14 protein-coding genes are annotated in these 16,829 nt (G+C 72.1%); 7 read left to right on the forward strand and 7 right to left on the reverse strand.

The genetic code is table 11. From position 1 onward, the window contains the following. Positions 1-78 precede the first annotated feature (78 nt). From ACFU3E_RS24165 to ACFU3E_RS24185, 5 genes are read right to left on the reverse strand one after another with little or no spacing between them, the layout of a single operon-like run. On the reverse strand, positions 79-1,389 hold the full coding sequence (locus ACFU3E_RS24165; protein ID WP_384161831.1) for a DUF58 domain-containing protein: 1,311 nt from the start codon (positions 1,387-1,389) through the stop codon (positions 79-81). Next, on the reverse strand, positions 1,389-2,378 hold the full coding sequence (locus ACFU3E_RS24170) for an AAA family ATPase (RefSeq protein ID WP_384162006.1): 990 nt from the start codon (positions 2,376-2,378) through the stop codon (positions 1,389-1,391). Before ACFU3E_RS24170 ends, ACFU3E_RS24165 begins: the two co-directional genes overlap by 1 nt. Beyond that, the gene (locus ACFU3E_RS24175) at positions 2,378-3,574 is read right to left on the reverse strand and encodes a DUF4350 domain-containing protein (RefSeq protein WP_384161834.1); all 1,197 of its coding nucleotides are present in this window, start codon (positions 3,572-3,574) and stop codon (positions 2,378-2,380) included. The genes ACFU3E_RS24170 and ACFU3E_RS24175 overlap by 1 nt, the downstream gene beginning before the upstream one ends. Further along, positions 3,571-4,338: a DUF4129 domain-containing protein gene (locus tag ACFU3E_RS24180; RefSeq protein WP_384161836.1), complete on the reverse strand. Its 768-nt coding sequence runs from the start codon at positions 4,336-4,338 to the stop codon at positions 3,571-3,573. Before ACFU3E_RS24180 ends, ACFU3E_RS24175 begins: the two co-directional genes overlap by 4 nt. A gap of 4 nt (positions 4,339-4,342) precedes the next feature. Beyond that, on the reverse strand, positions 4,343-5,683 hold the full coding sequence (locus ACFU3E_RS24185; RefSeq protein WP_384161839.1) for a glycerophosphoryl diester phosphodiesterase membrane domain-containing protein: 1,341 nt from the start codon (positions 5,681-5,683) through the stop codon (positions 4,343-4,345). Positions 5,684-5,823: 140 nt separating this feature from the next. Here ACFU3E_RS24185 and mtnA point away from each other — a divergent pair, with 140 nt between their 5' ends. The 7 genes from mtnA to ACFU3E_RS24220 all read left to right on the forward strand — a co-directional run bounded on the left by mtnA (position 5,824) and on the right by ACFU3E_RS24220 (position 14,998). Further along, the gene (mtnA, locus tag ACFU3E_RS24190; protein WP_384161842.1) at positions 5,824-6,972 is read left to right on the forward strand and encodes an S-methyl-5-thioribose-1-phosphate isomerase; all 1,149 of its coding nucleotides are present in this window, start codon (positions 5,824-5,826) and stop codon (positions 6,970-6,972) included. A gap of 176 nt (positions 6,973-7,148) precedes the next feature. Further along, on the forward strand, positions 7,149-7,838 hold the full coding sequence (gene mtrA / locus ACFU3E_RS24195) for a two-component system response regulator MtrA (protein ID WP_384161846.1): 690 nt from the start codon (positions 7,149-7,151) through the stop codon (positions 7,836-7,838). Between the two features lies 1 nt (position 7,839). Then, complete coding sequence (gene mtrB, locus ACFU3E_RS24200; protein WP_384161849.1) at positions 7,840-10,032, forward strand: MtrAB system histidine kinase MtrB; 2,193 nt, start codon at positions 7,840-7,842, stop codon at positions 10,030-10,032. Further along, a complete protein-coding gene (locus ACFU3E_RS24205; RefSeq protein ID WP_384161852.1) occupies positions 10,022-11,851 on the forward strand; it encodes an LpqB family beta-propeller domain-containing protein in 1,830 nt (609 codons plus the stop codon). The genes mtrB and ACFU3E_RS24205 overlap by 11 nt, the downstream gene beginning before the upstream one ends. A gap of 264 nt (positions 11,852-12,115) precedes the next feature. After that, entirely contained in the window at positions 12,116-13,039 is a 924-nt protein-coding gene (locus ACFU3E_RS24210; protein ID WP_384161855.1) for a ComF family protein, read from the forward strand. Between the two features lie 311 nt (positions 13,040-13,350). Then, positions 13,351-14,046, forward strand: coding sequence for a ribosome hibernation-promoting factor, HPF/YfiA family (gene hpf / locus ACFU3E_RS24215; protein WP_030837593.1), 696 nt, complete (start codon positions 13,351-13,353; stop codon positions 14,044-14,046). Between the two features lie 205 nt (positions 14,047-14,251). Beyond that, entirely contained in the window at positions 14,252-14,998 is a 747-nt protein-coding gene (locus ACFU3E_RS24220) for a response regulator (RefSeq protein WP_384161859.1), read from the forward strand. A gap of 9 nt (positions 14,999-15,007) precedes the next feature. On the opposite strand, the gene ACFU3E_RS24225 is transcribed toward ACFU3E_RS24220, so the two are convergent. Together ACFU3E_RS24225 and ACFU3E_RS24230 are read right to left on the reverse strand one after the other, a co-directional pair. After that, entirely contained in the window at positions 15,008-16,180 is a 1,173-nt protein-coding gene (locus tag ACFU3E_RS24225; RefSeq protein ID WP_384161863.1) for a winged helix-turn-helix domain-containing protein, read from the reverse strand. 69 nt (positions 16,181-16,249) lie between these two features. Beyond that, the gene (locus ACFU3E_RS24230) at positions 16,250-16,816 is read right to left on the reverse strand and encodes a GNAT family N-acetyltransferase (RefSeq protein WP_384161866.1); all 567 of its coding nucleotides are present in this window, start codon (positions 16,814-16,816) and stop codon (positions 16,250-16,252) included. Positions 16,817-16,829 lie beyond the last annotated feature (13 nt).

The following is a 16,829-nucleotide window of genomic DNA, read 5'->3' on the forward strand; positions in this document are numbered from 1 at the left end:
CAATTTTTGGGAAAACCCCCGCATCTTCTGATGCGGGGGTTTTCTGCGTTTAGGCCCCCTTTCGGGGGCCGCCGTATGTCAGAGGCGTCCGGCTGCTTTCAAAGCCAAGTACGCGTCCGCCAAGGCCGGCGCCAGGTCGTCCGGTGTGGCGTCGACGACCGTGACGCCGTGGCGGCGGAGTTGTTCTGCGGTGCGGTGACGTTCTGACTGGGCCTGGGCGGCTGCGGCGGCCTCGTAGACGGCGTCGACGTTGCCGCGCGCTTTGGCCATCTCGGTGATCTGCGGGTCTGCCACCGATGCCAGCAGGACCGTGTGGCGCCGGGTGAGCTGGGCGAGAACCGGGAGCAGGCCCTCCTCGACGGGGGCCGTGTCCAGCGTGGTGAGCAGGACGATCAAGGAGCGGCGGGGGGACGTGCGGAGAGCGGTGGCTGTGAGGCCTCGGGCGTCCGTTTCGACGAGCTCCGGCTCGAGCGTGGCCATCGCGTTGACCAGGGCGGGAAGGACATCGCCCGCGGTGCGGCCCTGGACGAGGGCGCGGACCTTCCGGTCGTAGGCGAGGAGGTCCACGCGGTCGCCGGCGCGGGAGGCGAGGGCTGCGAGGAGAAGGGCCGCGTCCATCGAGGCGTCGAGGCGGGGTGCGTCGCCCACACGGCCGGCCGAGGTGCGACCGGTGTCGAGGACCAAGAGGATGTGGCGGTCGCGCTCGGGACGCCAGGTGCGTACGGCGACCGTGGTCTGGCGGGCTGTGGCGCGCCAGTCGATGGAGCGGGTGTCGTCGCCGGGGACGTACTCGCGCAGGCTGTCGAATTCGGTGCCCTCGCCGCGGGTGAGGACGCTGGTGCGGCCGTCCAGTTCGCGGAGGCGGGCCAGTTTGGAAGGCAGGTGCTTGCGGCTGGTGAACGGGGGCAGGACGCGCACCGTCCAGGGGGCCTTGTGGGTGCCCTGGCGGGAGAAGAGGCCGAGGGGGCCGTACGAGCGGATGGTGACGCGGTCGGCCTGGCGGTCGCCTCGGCGGGTGGGGCGTAGCCGGGTCGTCATGCGGCGGCGTTCGCCCGGAGGGATTGTGAGGCGGTGGCGGGAGGCCGTTGTCTCCGTGCCGGGCCGCCAGCTGCTGGGGGGCCAGGCGTCGCGGAGCCGGGCGCGCAGCGGGCGGCGGGACGGGTTGGTGACGGTGAGGGTGACGTCCGCCGTGTCGCCGAGGCGTACGGAGGTGTCGCCGGAGCGGGTCAGGCCCAGGCTGCGTACCGGGGCGGCCAGCGCGAAGTCGCAGGCGCAGGCCACGGCCAGGGGTGCGTTGACCGCCAGGATGCCCGTCCAGCCGGGCTCCCAGATGCCGACCGGGAGGGAGCCCAGGGCCGCGAGGAGGGCGGCGCGTCCGGTGAGTGCCATCAGCGGGGGACGGGGACGTGGGCGAGGATCGCGTTGATGACGGAGTCGGCCGTCACGCCTTCCATCTCGGCCTCCGGGCGGAGCTGGATGCGGTGGCGGAGGGTGGGGAGGGCGAGTGCCTTCACGTCGTCGGGGATGACGTAGTCGCGGCCGGTCAGCCAGGCCCAGGCGCGGGCGGTGGCCAGGAGGGCCGTGGCGCCTCGGGGGGAGACGCCGAGGGTGAGGGACGGCGACTCGCGGGTGGCGCGGCAGATGTCGACGACGTAGGCGGTGATCTCCGGGGAGATGGTCGTCTTGGCGACCGCTGCGCGGGCTGCCTCCAGGTCGGCGGGGCCCGCTACGGGGCGTACGCCGGCGGCGTGGAGGTCGCGGGGGTTGAAGCCCTCCGCGTGCCGGGTGAGGACGTCGATCTCGTCCTGGCGGGACGGGAGGGGGATGGTGAGTTTGAGGAGGAAGCGGTCCAGCTGGGCTTCCGGGAGGGGGTAGGTGCCCTCGTACTCGACCGGGTTCTGGGTCGCGGCGACCAGGAACGGGTCGGGGAGGGGGCGGGGGGTGCCGTCGACGGTGACCTGGCGTTCCTCCATGGCTTCCAGCAGGGACGACTGGGTCTTGGGGGGCGTGCGGTTGATCTCGTCGGCGAGGAGGAGGTTGGTGAAGACCGGGCCGGGCTGGAACGAGAACTCTGCGCTGCGGGTGTCGTAGACCAGGGAGCCGGTGACGTCGCTCGGCATCAGGTCGGGGGTGAACTGGACGCGCTTGGTGTCGAGTTCGAGGGCGGCGGCGAGGGCGCGGACCAGGAGCGTCTTGGCGACGCCGGGGACGCCTTCGAGGAGGACGTGCCCGCGGCAGAGCAGGGCGACGACGAGGCCGGTGACGGCGGGGTCCTGGCCGACCACGGCCTTGGCGATCTCGGCGCGCAGGGCCTCCAGGGCGTCTCGGGCGGTGCCCGGGTCCCCGGTCTGCCCGGCGTTGTCAGTGGTCGGGTCCATCATGGACGGCGTACCTCTCTTTCGAGGGCGTCGAGTCGGTCGGCGAGTGCGATGAGTGCTGCGTCGTCGCTGGGCGGTGGTCCGAAGAGGAGGGCGTGCTGGTCCTGGCCGTCGCCCTGGAGGTGGGCGGACAGGGCGGGGAGCAGGGCCTCGGGCGTGTGCGCCTGGGTGGAGGGGACGCCTGCGAGGGGGGCGAGGCGGGTGCGGGTGGTGGAGCGAAGAGCGTCGGCAGCGCGGTCGCGGGCGTCGCTCTTGCGGTAGAGGCGGGCGCGGCCTTCGGCGGTTTCCGAGGCGTGGATCGCGACGGGGAGTTTTTCGGGCACGAGGGGGCCGAGCCGGCGTGCCCGCCACAGGGCGGCCAGGGCTGCGGCGATGAAGAGCTGCAGGGTGCCCCAGAGCCAGCCCGAGGGGAGCAGGTCGAGGAAGCTGCGTTCGTCGTCGGGGCCGGTGGCCGACGTGTCGGACAGCGAGGGGAGGTACCAGACCAGATGAGGGCGGGAGCCGAGGAGCTGGAGGGCGAGGGAGGCGTTGCCCTGCTCGTCGAGGTGGTCGTTGAGGAGGATGTCGGGCGCGCCGAGGACGACGGTGTCGCCGCCTCCCTTGTCGTCGGGGATGCGCAGCAGGGTGGCCAGGCGCTCGCTGGGGTAGCACGCGTCGGCGCCGAGGTGGGTGGTGGTGTAGCGGACGCCGCCCGTGTCGGCGTTGCCTGCGCGCCGGGCGGCGGGCAGGGCGCAGTCGGGGGAGAGCGCCGAGGCGAGGCTGGTGGCGGGGTCGGCGGTGACGCCGGGGGCGAGCCGTTCGATGGAGGCGCTGCCGGAGGCGACCAGGACCGTGCGGCCGTGGGAGTCGGCGAACGCGTTGTGCAGCCGGGTCTGCTGACTGCGGGTCAGCAGGTCCGGGGTGGCGACCAGGAGGGTCGTGTCCGGGCCGGCTGCGGTGGCTGCTTCGTCCAGGGTGGTGACCACGCGGGTGCCCACGCCCCGGTCGGCGAGGAGTTCGGCGACGGCGCGGCTGCCGTTGGGGTCGGCGGAGCGCGGGTCGAGTTCGCCGTGTCGGGCGTCGGAGCGGATGACGGCGATGGCGACGGCTCCCGCGAGGAGCACCACGAGGGCGAGTGCGATGCCGCGCGCGCGGGTCCACACCTGGCGGGCGGTGGGCGAGGCCGAGGTGGTGGTGAGGAGGGCCTCGGTGGTCATCCGGCGGCTCCCTGGCTGCTGTTGGGGGCCGTGCTGTGGGCGGTGGTCGCGAGGTGGGGCTTGGTGCGTTCCAGGTCGCGGTCGAGTTCCGCGATGCGGTGGTACGACTGCTCGGTCGCCGAGCGGCCACCGTATGTGACGTCGTCGAAGTCGCGGGCGGCGGTGCGCAGTCGGTCGGTGTGGGCGGGCAGGGCCCGGCCTGCTTCGGCTGCGGCCTCGTCGGCGGTGCGGCCGGGGCGGACGTCGAGGAGAGCACGTTCCTCGAGGGCGCGGACGAGGGCGCGCATGCGTTCCTGGACGGCCTGGTTCCAGTGGCCCTGGGTGGCGTGTGCCTCGGCGGTGGCGCGGTGGTCGGCGGCACTGCGGGGGCGGTCGTCGAACAGGGTTGCGGACGAGGTGGGTTGGCGGCGCGGGGTGCCCAGGCGCCACCACAGGGCGGCCAGGACCGCGATGACGGCCAGGATGATGACGATCAGGCCGAGTGTACCGCCGGGGGTGGCGGTCGAGGCGGTGTTGAAGAGCTTGCCGAGCCAGTCCCAGAAGGCGTCGAGGGCGCGCTGGAAGAGGCTGGGGTCGTCCTCGTGGTACATCCGCTTGGAGAGCTCGCGTCGGGCCGCCTCGCGCGCGGGGTCGCGCGGGATGGTGAGGGGCGGCTCGTCGTCGGAGCGGGCCGACGACAGCAGAGAGGTGTCGCCGACGCTCCGCAGCGTCCGTATGCCGGCGCGTGGCAGCGCCGTGGTGAGAAGTTCCCCCGCCCGGCTCACCGCATCAGCTCCCCGGGGTGGCGCCGGGGGCGGTGGAGCCGTAGCCCTGGACGCCTGCGGCGCGGGCCAGTTCGAGGTCGAGGGCCTCTCGGCGGATGCGCTGGTCGATGTAGAGGAGCACGGTGACGCCGGCCGTGATCGGGAACGTGATCATGGAGCCGATCACCGAGCCGATGCCGCTGACGATGAGGAACGTCCAGCCGAGACTGCCGACACCGGTGTTGAGCCAGCCGGTGAGTCCGTCGCCGCTGAGGGCCGCGGCGAGGAAGGTGAAGGGGATGACGATGATCGAGGCGACGACGTTCGCGATGATCGTGGCGAGCAACTGGATGCCGAAGATCCGCCACCAGGTGCCCTGGACGAGCTTCGCGGAGCGGCTCATGGCCTTCTTGATGCCCTGCTTCTCCAGCATGAGGGCGGGCGAGGCGAGGGAAAAGCGGATCGCCAGCCACAGGGCGACGATGCCGGCGCCGATGATGCCGAGGACCGTGAGAGCGACGCCTGCGCCGTTGTTCCCGGCGACGGTGACGAGGAGGCCGGGCAGGGCTCCCACGGTGACGACGCCGACGGTGATGAGCAGCAACACGCAGATGAGGCCGAACAGTTTGAGGACCTGAGGGCGGGCGTCGCGCCATGCCTCGCCGATCGTCACCGACTTGCCGAGCACGGCGCGGCTGGTGACGGTGGTGAGCAGGGCGGTCGCGATGACCGTGCCGACCAGGGAGATCACGAAGATCACGCTGGAGTTGAGCAGCGCGTCGCCCATGGCGCGGCTCAGCTCGTTGAGGGTGGCGCTGGGGTCGTTGAGGGCGTCGGTGCTGGCGTCGTCCAGGACGAGGCCCTGGAACAGGACGACGATGACCTCGGTGAGGACGGCTACGGTCAGCGAGATGCCCAGGACCGTGCGCCAGTAGGTGCGCATGGTGGAGACCGCGCCGTCGAGGATCTCGCCCACGCCGAGCGGGCGGAGCGGGATGACGCCGGGCTTGGCGGCGGGCGGGGGGCCGCCCCAGCCTCTTCCCCAGCCGCCAGGGCCGCCGGGGCCGCCTGGTGCGCCGTATCCGCCATGGCCTCCGGGGGGCTGGTTGCCCCAGCCCGGGCCGGGGGGCGGGGGTGGGGGAGCCTGGCCGGGGGCGGCCGGGCCGCTGGGGGCGGACCACTGGGCCGGTGGCGGCTGTTCCTTGGACCACTGCGGGCCGGGGCCCTGCGGGGCCTGGCCGGGCTGAGCCGGCTGGTCCGCGGGCTGTGCGGGGCGGTCGGTGGGCTCGGCAGGGCCGGACTGGTCCGGCTTCTGCCCGTCGGACGGGGCGGATCCGGGCGAGGCCCAGCCCGGAGTGTCGTTCATCGTCGCTCCTTCACGGTGCCCGTCCGCGGTCGCGGCGGCAGGTTGGCAGCCATCGTGCCATGCGCTGGTCTTGGAGTGACTGGCCGCGGTATGGGCTGCGTACCTTCAATTGTCCGCTCGATAGGGGGCAGACTGACGGCATGGCTGATCAGTACGCGCACAGCGGCGATGGCAAGCGGCCGACCGAGATCCCGGCGATCCGCTGGGAAGAGCCACCGGAAGGCCCCGTTCTGGTCCTGCTGGACCAGACGAGGCTGCCCGCAGAGGAGGTCGAACTGGTCTGTACGGACGCGTCCGCGCTTGTGGAGGCGATTCGCTCGCTCGCCGTGCGCGGGGCACCGCTGCTCGGCATCGCGGGGGCGTACGGGGTCGCGCTCGCCGCCGTGCGGGGCTTCGACGTGGACGAGGCAGCGGTCGCGCTGGCGGGCGCCCGGCCCACCGCGGTGAACCTGGCCGTGGGTGTGCGCCGGGCCCAGTCGGCCCACGAGGCGGCGCTCGCCCGGGGCGGTGACGTCAGGCAGGCGGCCGCGGCGGCGCTGGCCGCGGCGCGGCAGCTGCACCGGGAGGACGCCGAGGCCAGTGGGCGGATGGCCGAGCACGGGCTGGCGCTGCTGGACGAGCTGCTGCCCGGTGGCGGGCACCGGATCCTCACCCACTGCAACACCGGTTCGCTGGTGTCGGGCGGTGAGGGGACGGCGTTCGCCGTGGCGCTCGCGGCGCACCGGAGGGGGCGGCTGCGGCGGCTGTGGGTGGACGAGACGCGGCCGTTGCTGCAGGGCGCTCGCCTGACGGCGTACGAGGCGGCTCGCAGCGGGATGGCGTACACGCTGCTCACCGACAACGCGGCGGGGTCGCTGTTCGCCGCGGGGGAGGTGGACGCGGTGCTGGTCGGGGCGGACCGCATCGCCGCGGACGGTTCGGTGGCCAACAAGGTCGGGAGTTACCCGCTGGCCGTGCTGGCGCGCTACCACCACGTGCCGTTCATCGTGGTGGCGCCGGTGACGACGGTGGATCTGGACACGGCGGACGGGGCGTCCATCGAGGTCGAGCAGCGTCCTGGGCACGAGGTGACCGAGGTGACGGCGCCGCAGGTGCCGGTGGTCGGTGCGGAGGCGGGCGGCGGCATTCCGGTGGCGCCGCTGGGGACGCAGGCCTACAACCCGGCGTTCGACGTGACTCCGCCCGAGCTGGTGACGGCGATCGTCACGGAGGAGGGTGCCGTTTCGCCTGTGACGGCCGAGGCACTCGCCGAGGTGTGTGCGCGGTCGCGCAGCGCGGCGGCGGGCTGAGTCCGGGCGGTTGCGGAGGGTGTGCGGGGCGGGGGCGGGCTCCGGCACCTTCGCCTCCCGGCCCTGCTCGAGATCATCTGCGGGCGGGCGAGGGCAGACAGTAGCGCTTGCTGCGACTATGGTCACTGGCCGGTGAGGTACCTCACCACTGCCTTCGCCACCGTTATGAGAATGGGATGATGTCGTTTATGAAGGGACGAGTCCTTGTCGTCGACGACGACACCGCACTGGCCGAGATGCTCGGCATCGTGCTGCGTGGTGAGGGTTTCGAGCCGTCGTTCGTGGCCGACGGTGACAAGGCGCTGGCCGCGTTCCGTGATGCCAAGCCCGATCTGGTGCTGCTCGATCTGATGCTGCCCGGCCGGGACGGCATCGAGGTGTGCCGCCTGATCAGGGCGGAGTCGGGTGTGCCGATCGTGATGCTGACCGCGAAGAGCGACACGGTCGACGTCGTCGTGGGCCTGGAGTCGGGCGCTGACGACTACATCGTGAAGCCGTTCAAGCCGAAGGAGCTGGTGGCCCGCATCCGGGCGCGGCTCAGGAGGTCGGAGGAGCCCGCTCCGGAGCAGCTCGCCATCGGTGACCTGGTCATCGACGTGGCCGGGCACTCGGTGAAGCGGGACGGGCAGTCGATCGCGTTGACGCCGCTGGAGTTCGACCTGCTGGTCGCGCTCGCGCGCAAGCCGTGGCAGGTGTTCACGCGCGAGGTGCTGCTGGAGCAGGTCTGGGGCTACCGGCACGCGGCGGACACGCGGCTGGTCAACGTGCATGTGCAGCGGCTGCGCTCCAAGGTCGAGAAGGACCCGGAGAAGCCGGAGATCGTGGTGACCGTCCGTGGTGTCGGGTACAAGGCAGGGCCGAGCTGACATGTCCGGCGACAGTGCCGCTTCGGCGCCCGGCCGGTCCGGGGCCCGCCCGGAGCGGCCTGTCGGGCGGAAGAAGCCCGGCTCCCGCTGGGGGCGGTTCCTGGAGAGCGGGCTGCTGCTCCAGGGCGGGGTCCAGGGCAGCCCGGTCATCCGCCTGTTCATGCGGTGGGTGCGCCGGCCGCTGCTGCCCGTCATGCGGCTGTGGCGGCGCAACATCCAGCTCAAGGTCGTCGTCACGACGCTGCTGATGTCGCTGGGCGTGGTGCTGCTGCTGGGCTTCGTCGTCATCGGGCAGGTGCGCAACGGCCTGCTGGACGCCAAGGTGAAGGCGTCCCAGAGCCAGGCCACGGGCGGGTTCGCGGTGGCCAAGCAGCGGGCCGACGAGGCCGCGAGCGGTACCGGCGACGATGTCGCCACCGCGGACGGCCGTCACGCGCAGAACGTCATCCAGTGGATGAGCGAGCTCGTCTCCTCCCTGTCCAGCGGCGGTCAGGGCGCCTTCGACGTGGTCACGCTCCCGGCCTCCGACGCGGACGGAGCCGGTGGACGCGGGCAGCGTGCCTCGGGTGAGGTGGACTGGAGCAAGAGCGTGCCCGCCGACCTGCGTGAGCGGATCGGCAGCAGTACGACGGCCGCGCAGAGCTACACCCGCATCGTCTACAACAACGCGACCAAGGACTCTCAGCCCGGTCTGGTCATCGGCCAGCAGGTCAACGACCCCAACCGGGACCCGTACCAGCTCTACTACCTCTTCCCGCTCACCCAGGAGGAGAAGTCGCTGAGCCTGGTCAAGGGCACTCTGGCGACAGCCGGACTGTTCGTCGTCGTGCTGCTCGGAGCCATCGCCTGGCTCGTGGTGCGGCAGGTCGTCACCCCGGTGCGGATGGCGGCGGGGATCGCCGAGCGGCTGTCGGCCGGGCGGCTCCAGGAACGTATGAAGGTCACCGGCGAGGACGACATCGCGCGGCTCGGTGAGGCCTTCAACAAGATGGCGCAGAACCTGCAGCTGAAGATCAGCCAGCTGGAGGACCTGTCGCGGATGCAGCGCCGGTTCGTGTCGGACGTGTCGCACGAGCTGCGCACGCCGCTGACGACCGTCCGGATGGCCGCGGACGTCATCCACGAGGCGCGTGAGGACTTCGACCCGGTGACCGCGCGGTCGGCGGAGCTGCTCGCCGACCAGCTGGACCGGTTCGAGTCGCTGCTCGCGGACCTGCTGGAGATCAGCCGGTTCGACGCGGGCGCCGCCGCGCTGGAGGCGGAGCCGATAGACCTCGGGGACGTCGTGCGGCGGGTGGTCAGCGGCGCCGAGCCGCTCGCGGAGCGCAAGGGGACGCGGATCCGGATCCTCGGCGACCAGCAGCCCGTCGTCGCCGAGGCCGACGCCCGGCGCGTGGAGCGCGTGCTGCGCAACCTCGTCGTCAACGCCGTCGAGCACGGCGACGGCAAGGATGTCGTCGTCAAGCTCGCCGCGGCGGGCGGCGCGGTGGCCGTGGCGGTGCGGGACTACGGGGTCGGGCTCAAGCCGGGCGAGGCGACCCGGGTGTTCAGCCGCTTCTGGCGGGCCGACCCGGCACGTGCCCGTACCACGGGAGGGACGGGCCTGGGTCTGTCCATCGCTCTGGAGGACGCGCGGCTGCACGGCGGCTGGCTGCAGGCGTGGGGGGAGCCGGGCGGCGGTTCGCAGTTCCGGCTGACGCTGCCCAGGACCGCCGACGAGCCGCTGCGGGGCTCCCCGATACCGCTGGAGCCCAAGGACTCACGGCGGAACCGGGGACTCGACGACGCCGGTCTGCCGTGCGGCGGCGGGGACGGCGAGAAGCGGGCGAACGTGCCGGCGCAACAGGTGAGCGGGGCGGTGCCGCAGAGGGCGAAGCGGGACCCGATACCGCCGCGTGTCGCCCCCACGGCGGATCCGACGGCGCTGCCCGGCAACGGTTCCCGTGTGGTGCCCAGGCCTGCTTCGGGCACGCGGCGGCAGGACGAATCGGCGGGGGCGGAGCTGCCGGCTCCCGGCGGGGGCGTGAGGGGCCCGGAGAGGGCAGGGCGCGACGAGGATGCCGGCGGCCGGGCCGGACGGGATCAGGTCGTGAACGGGCCGCAGGACGAGGACAACGGCTCCGTCGGCCCGGGCGGCCGGGAGACCGGGCCCGGGCACGTGGACAGGCAAGGGGAGGCATCTCGTGGGCGCTGACCGCGAAGGGCGCGGCCGGCGCAGGCCCGCGCGCGTGATGACGTACGCCGCCGGTGGCGTTCTGGTGCTGGCGGGGTGTGCCTCGATGCCGGACAGCGGGGATCTGCAGGATGTGGAGTCCACACCGCGCCAGGAGACCCAGGTGCGGGTGTTCGCCGTGCCGCCGGGGGAGGACGCGCCGCCCTCGGACATCGTGCAGGGCTTCCTGGAAGCGCTCACCAGCGACGATCCCCACTACAAGACCGCGCGCCAGTACCTGACCGGCGAAGCGGCGAAGACGTGGCGGCCCGAGGTGTCCGCCACGGTGCTGACGGACGGGCCGGGCGCCAAGCCCGAGCCGGGGGGCGGCGGGAACACCACCGGCGAGATCTCGTACATGCTGACCGGCACCAAGGTCGCCACCGTCGACGCCCGGCAGGCCTACGCGCCGGCGACCGGGGCGTACGGCGGGAGCGTGCACCTGACGCAGGACGACAAGCGGCAGTGGCGGATCGACGCGCTGCCGCAGGGCGTCGTCATGGGTGAGTCGGACTTCCAGCGCAACTACATGTCCGTCAGCAAGTACTACTTCGCCTCGAACAGCGTCGCGGCCGGGTCGGACGCACAGCCCACGGCGGTCGCCGACCCCGTCTACGTGCGCCGGCGTGTGGAGCCCATGGCGCAGATGGTGAACTCCCTGCTCAACGGGCCCACGCGGTGGCTGGGGCCCGTGGTCAGGTCGAGCTTCCCCACCGGTACGGCGCTGGCGAAGGGCGCCGGCGCGCTGACGCCCGACGACCGGAACAAGCTGACGGTCCCGCTCAACGGCAAGGCCGCGGGCATCGGCGCGAACCGGTGCCAGGAGATGGCCGCACAGATACTGTTCACGCTGCGGAACCTCAGCCCCGCCGTGGACGAGGTCAAGCTGCGGGCCGGAGGGGCGGAACTGTGCTCGCTCACGCAGCAGGCGGCGGACTCGGCGGCCTCCCGGAGCTCGACGCGGCACCCCGACTACCTGTACTTCGTCGACGGTGAGCACCGGCTCGTACGGATTCCCTCGGGCAACAGCGGAACCAAGCCGGACCCGGCGCCGGGGGCGCTCGGCGAGGGCGGCACCGCGCTGCGGTCGGTGGCGGTGTCGCGTGACGAGCGCACCGCGGCCGGCGTCAGCCTCGACGGCCGGTCCCTGTACGTGGGGTCGCTGGTCTCGGGCGGTTCGCTGGGCGAGCCGGTACTGCGCAGCCGGGGCGGGGCCGAGAAGAACCGGCTGACGACCCCCAGCTGGGACGCGGACGACGGCCTCTGGGTGGCCGACCGCGACCCCGACCGTCCCCGGCTGCTCCTGTTCGAGGAGGGCAAGGGCGAACCGGTGGAGGTGCGCACGCCGCACCTGGACGGACGGATCCAGTCCGTGCGGGTCGCCGCCGACGGGGTGCGGATCGCGCTCGTGGTGGAGAAGGACGGCAAGAAGACCCTGCTCATCGGGCTGATCGAGCGGGACGAGAAGCCGGGTGGGAAGTCGGCCGTCACGGTGGTCGAACTGCGCTCCGCGACACCAGGGCTGGAGGAGGTCAGCACCATGTCCTGGGCCGGGGACAGCCGGCTCGTGGTGGTCGGGCGCGAACACGGGGGCGTCGAGCAGATGCGGTACGTCCAGGTCGACGGCTCCACGCCGGACGTGCCGGCGCCCGCGGCCCTGACCGGCGTCAAGGAGGTCACCGCCGCCGAGGACGACCAGCTGCCGCTGGTGGCGAACTCGGTCGACGGCATCGTCCGCCTGCCGGCGGGTGAGCAGTGGCAGAAGGTGACGGAGGGGACGGCGCCGGTCTATCCGGGGTGAGGTGTGAGCGCCCCGGTGGCGGGTCTGGCCGGGGCGTGCCGGACGCGGGCGGCCGCTGCTGCCGAGGTGGACTCGGGAGGGGCGGCCGTAGGCGTTCGGGGGCGTGCATGGGGCGTGCACGGGGCTGTCGGCGTGGCTCCTGCGCGTGGCATCTGCGGGCATCACTCGTGTGAGGGACGAGCAGGTGGCGGGGCGGCCGGTTGTCCACAGGTGGTGGTCCACAGGGGTGGCAGGGCCGGGGCCCGTGTGGGCACAGTGGATTCCATGCGGGGATGGTGGCAGGACCTCACCGACCTGGTGCTGCCGGGCGAGTGCGGGGGGTGCGGGGTGCCTCGCACGGCGCTGTGCGTGCCGTGCCGTGCGGTGCTGAGCGGGGGCGAGGCGCGTCGGGTGCGGCCGGCGCCGGAGCCGCCCGGGCTGCCCGTGGTGCACGCGGCGGCCCGGTACGCGGACGAGGTCCGGGCGATGCTGCTGGCCCACAAGGAGCGGGGTGCCCTGGTGCTTGCCGGTCCGCTCGGGGCGGCGCTGGCGGGAGCCGTGCGGGCGGGACTCCAGGACGCCCGGGCTCCGGTCGGGGCCGGGGTGGCGGGGTCCCGGGGCCGCAGGGCTCCCGTGCTGCTGGTGCCGGTGCCGTCAGGGCGGCGGGCCGTGCGAGCCCGGGGGCATGATCCGGCGAGGCGGATCGCGCTCGCGGCAGCGGGTGAGTTGCGGCGGAGGGGCCTTCCGGCCCGTGTGGTCGGTCTGCTGCGGCAGCGGCGGGCCGTGGCCGACCAGTCGGGGCTCAACTCCCGGCAGCGACTGGACAATCTCGCGGGCGCGCTGGCGGTGGCTTCGGGCGGTGCCCGGCTCCTCTCCGGAGGGCCGGTCGTCCTCGTCGACGACGTGATGACCACGGGGGCCTCCCTGGCGGAGGCCGCACGAGTACTGCGCGCGGTTATGCACGAGCCGGAGATCCCGTCCGGGGCGGCTGGGCTGATTCCGAACGCTGCACGGACTTCTGCCGTGTACGGGGGAGAGACCTGGGAAAGCAGAGAAGAACAGAACGTCGGATCAAGGCGAGAGAGGACGGGCCGGCGGCCCGCCCGGAAGGTGAACGCGGGCGCGGTGGACGCCGGCGGAGTCGTTGACGTGGTGTGCGCGGCAGTGGTCGCGGCGTCACCGGACTCTTTCGAAATAAACCGGAACTGACTGAGATCTTGTGTCGTTGCAGGTAACGAGAGGGCCTTTTCACCTGAACGGAGGTACGCCGCAGTAGAGGGTGACGCCATCCGTCCGGGCGAGATATGTTCGGTTGAGAGGGAAAGCCGCAGGCCACACCTCTCAAATCCGAATGCCGTGCTGCGGGTTTTTCTTCATCACTCGCGACGGTGGAGTGGAGATCTCGCTCACGGGGGAGGAGGTGGGAGTCACCGAGTCCGAGGTTCCGGGACTCACCGGAGCCTGGTGCAAAAGGGAGACGCTCCGCACCGAAGCGGAGCGATCCGGGAACGGAGTTCTGCGTGGACATCGTCGTCAAGGGCCGCAAGACCGAGGTGCCCGAGCGGTTCCGGAAGCACGTGGCCGAGAAGCTGAAGCTGGAGAAGATCCAGAAGCTCGATGGCAAGGTGATCAGCCTCGACGTCGAGGTGTCCAAGGAGCCCAACCCCCGGCAGGCCGACCGCTGTGACCGAGTGGAGATCACGCTTCGCTCGCGCGGTCCGGTGATCCGGGCGGAGGCAGCGGCGAGCGATCCGTATGCGGCGCTCGACCTGGCGGCGGAAAAGCTGGAAGCCCGGCTGCGCAGGCAGCATGACAAGCGGTACTCGCGCCGCGGTGCGCGCCGGATCCCGGCGGCCGAGGTCGCCGACCACGTTCCTGGCGTGGCGACGCTCAACGGAAACGGCCTGGTGCCGGCTCCCGAGGAGGAGCCCGAGGCCGTCCCCACGAAGAAGATCGGCTCGCTGGAAGTGCAGGGTGACGGCCCCATCGTCGTCCGCGAGAAGACCCATGTCGCAGCCCCCATGACCCTCGACCAGGCTCTCTACGAGATGGAGCTGGTCGGGCACGACTTCTATTTGTTCGTCGACTCCGAGACCAAGGAACCGAGTGTCGTCTACCGGCGGCACGCCTACGACTACGGTGTGATCCACCTCAGCACGGACACGATGGTCACCCAGGCGCACTCCCCGGACGCGGGCGGTGCGCTCGGCGGCTGACCGTGCCGGATGACAGCGGAACAGGTGCCCCTGGAGCGCGTGTGCGCCCCCAGGGGCACCCCCGTGCGACCACTTCGCGCCCCGCTCCGGCACCCCGGTGCCGTCCGGGCATGAAATCATGGTGGCCACGGCCCAACCGGTGGGTCGTTGCTCTGGGTTGGCGATGGCTCAGGACCTCAGGCCACAGCCTTCAGGGGGAGGAACGATGGCGGACAGCTTCGGACCGATGCGAGACGAGGATGCCGACGACGGCGTCGTCGGCATGGGCCCGGACTCGGGGACTCCACGCAAGGAACCGATCAGAGTCCTTGTGGTGGACGACCACGCCTTGTTCCGCCGTGGCCTGGAGATCGTGCTCGCGGCCGAGGAGGACATCCAGGTCGTAGGGGAGGCGGGCGACGGCGCCGAGGCCGTCGAGAAGGCCGCCGACCTGCTGCCCGACATCGTCCTGATGGACGTGCGGATGCCCAAGCGGGGCGGGATCGAGGCGTGCACCTCCATCAAGGAGGTGGCACCCAGCGCCAAGATCATCATGCTGACGATCAGCGACGAGGAAGCCGACCTCTACGACGCCATCAAGGCGGGAGCAACCGGCTACCTCCTCAAGGAGATCTCCACGGACGAGGTGGCCACCGCCATTCGCGCGGTGGCCGACGGGCAGTCGCAGATCAGCCCGTCCATGGCGTCGAAACTCCTCACCGAGTTCAAGTCGATGATCCAGCGCGCGGACGACCGCCGGCTGGTGCCCGCGCCGCGCCTGACCGACCGTGAACTGGAAGTCCTCAAGCTCGTCGCGACGGGAATGAACAACCGTGACATCGCCAAGGAGTTGTTCATCTCCGAGAACACCGTGAAGAACCACGTCCGCAACATCCTGGAGAAGCTGCAGCTGCACTCCAGGATGGAAGCGGTGGTGTACGCGATGCGGGAGAAGATCCTCGAGATCCGCTAGGGCGCGGTCTCAGCCGAGAAGGCGGGCGAGTTCCTTCGCCAGGGGTTCGCGCAGGCCCGGCGTGTCGACCCGTTCCACACGGACGTCCGTGCAGTCCACCCAGGTCGCCGCCTCGGCCAGCGCCTGGGCGACGGCCGGTACGGCCTTCGGGCCGTCGAGCGTGACCTGCTTGGCCACCAGCGTGCGGCCCTCGCGGGCCGGGTCCACGCGGCCGACGAGACGGCCGCCGGCCAGCACCGGCATCGCGAAGTAGCCGTAGATCCGCTTCGGTTTGGGGACGTAGGCCTCCAGGCGGTGCGTGAAGCCGAAGATCCGTTCCGTGCGCGCCCGCTCCCAGATCAGGGAGTCGAACGGCGACAGGAGCGTGGTGCGGTGGCGGCCGCGCGGAGGCGTCTCCAGAGCCGCGGGGTCGGCCCAGGCAGGCTTGCCCCAGCCCTCGACCGAGACCGGGACCAGGCCCGAGTCGGCGATCACCGCGTCGACCTGCTCGCCCTTGAGGCGGTGGTAGTCGGCGATGTCCGCGCGGGTACCGACGCCGAGGGAGCGGCCCGCCAGGCGGACGAGGCGGCGCAGGCACTCGGTGTCGTCCAGCTCGTCGTGCAGCAGCTCCTCCGGGACGGCGCGCTCGGCCAGGTCGTAGACGCGCTTCCAGCCGCGGCGCTCCACGCAGACCACCTCGCCGTACATCAGGGCGCGTTCGACGGCGACCTTGGAGCCGGACCAGTCCCACCAGTCGTTCGTCTTCTTCGCGCCGCCCAACTCCGTGGCGGTGAGGGGGCCTTCGGAGCGGAGCTGCTTGATGACCCGGTCGTAGGCGCCGTCGGGGAGTTCGTGGTTCCAGTGCGGCCGGTTGCGGTAGGCGCGGCGGCGGAAGGCGAAGTGGGGCCACTCCTCGATGGGGAGGATGCAGGCGGCATGGGACCAGTACTCGAAGGAGTGCGTGTCCTGCCAGTAGGCGTCCTCGACTGTCTTGCGGCCGACGGCGCCCAGGCGCGCGTACGGGACGAGTTCATGGGAGCGGGCCAGGACCGAGATGGTGTCGAGCTGTATCGCGCCCAGGTGGCGGAGGATGCCGCGGACGCCGGAGCGGCGGTCGGGCGCGCCGAGGAAGCCTTGGGCGCGGAGCGTGATTCTGCGGGCCTCGTCTGCGGAGAGGTCTGCGGTGGGGGGCGGGGTGGTCATGGTCGCAGAGTATGGGGTGGGACTGACAGCGGGATGTGACCTGCTGGTTTGCCAGGGCGGCCGGGCCGGTCAGCGTGCCGGCAGGTACGGGGCCGTCGAGGGGAGGCCCATGTCCGAGGGGAGCAGGGAGCCCACCCAGGTGTCCCGGCGCACTCCCTTGTTGTTCATCGCGGAGCGCAGTGTGCCCTCGACCGTGAAGCCCGCTCGTTCCGCCACCGCGCGGGAAGCCCGGTTGCCCACCTCCGCGCGCCATTCGACGCGGTCGAGTGCGGCGTGGGTGAAGGACCAGCGGCAGGCGGTGAGGGCGGCCTCGGTGACGTAGCCGTTGGCGCGGTGCTGTTTCGCGGCCCAGAAGCCGATCTCGCCCATGCCCAGGGCGCGCATCGTGATGCCGAGCATGCCCGCCAGTTCTCCGGAGCGCAGGAAGACGCCGAAGGTGAACATGGAGCCGTCCGCCCAGCCGTCCGGTGCCAGTTGTTCCGTGAAGCTCCGGGCGTGCTCGCGCAAGTAGGGCGAGGGGATCGTGGTCCAGCGCTGGATGTCGGGGCACTGGCAGGCGTCGTACACCGCTTCGGTGTCCTGGGGGCCCACCGTGCGCAGCAGGAGGCGGTCCGTGGTGAGGGTGACGGGGTCCATCGGCCGATTCTGC

This window comes from Streptomyces sp. NPDC057424, from assembly GCF_042803315.1.
Taxonomy (GTDB): Bacteria; Actinomycetota; Actinomycetes; order Streptomycetales; family Streptomycetaceae; genus Streptomyces.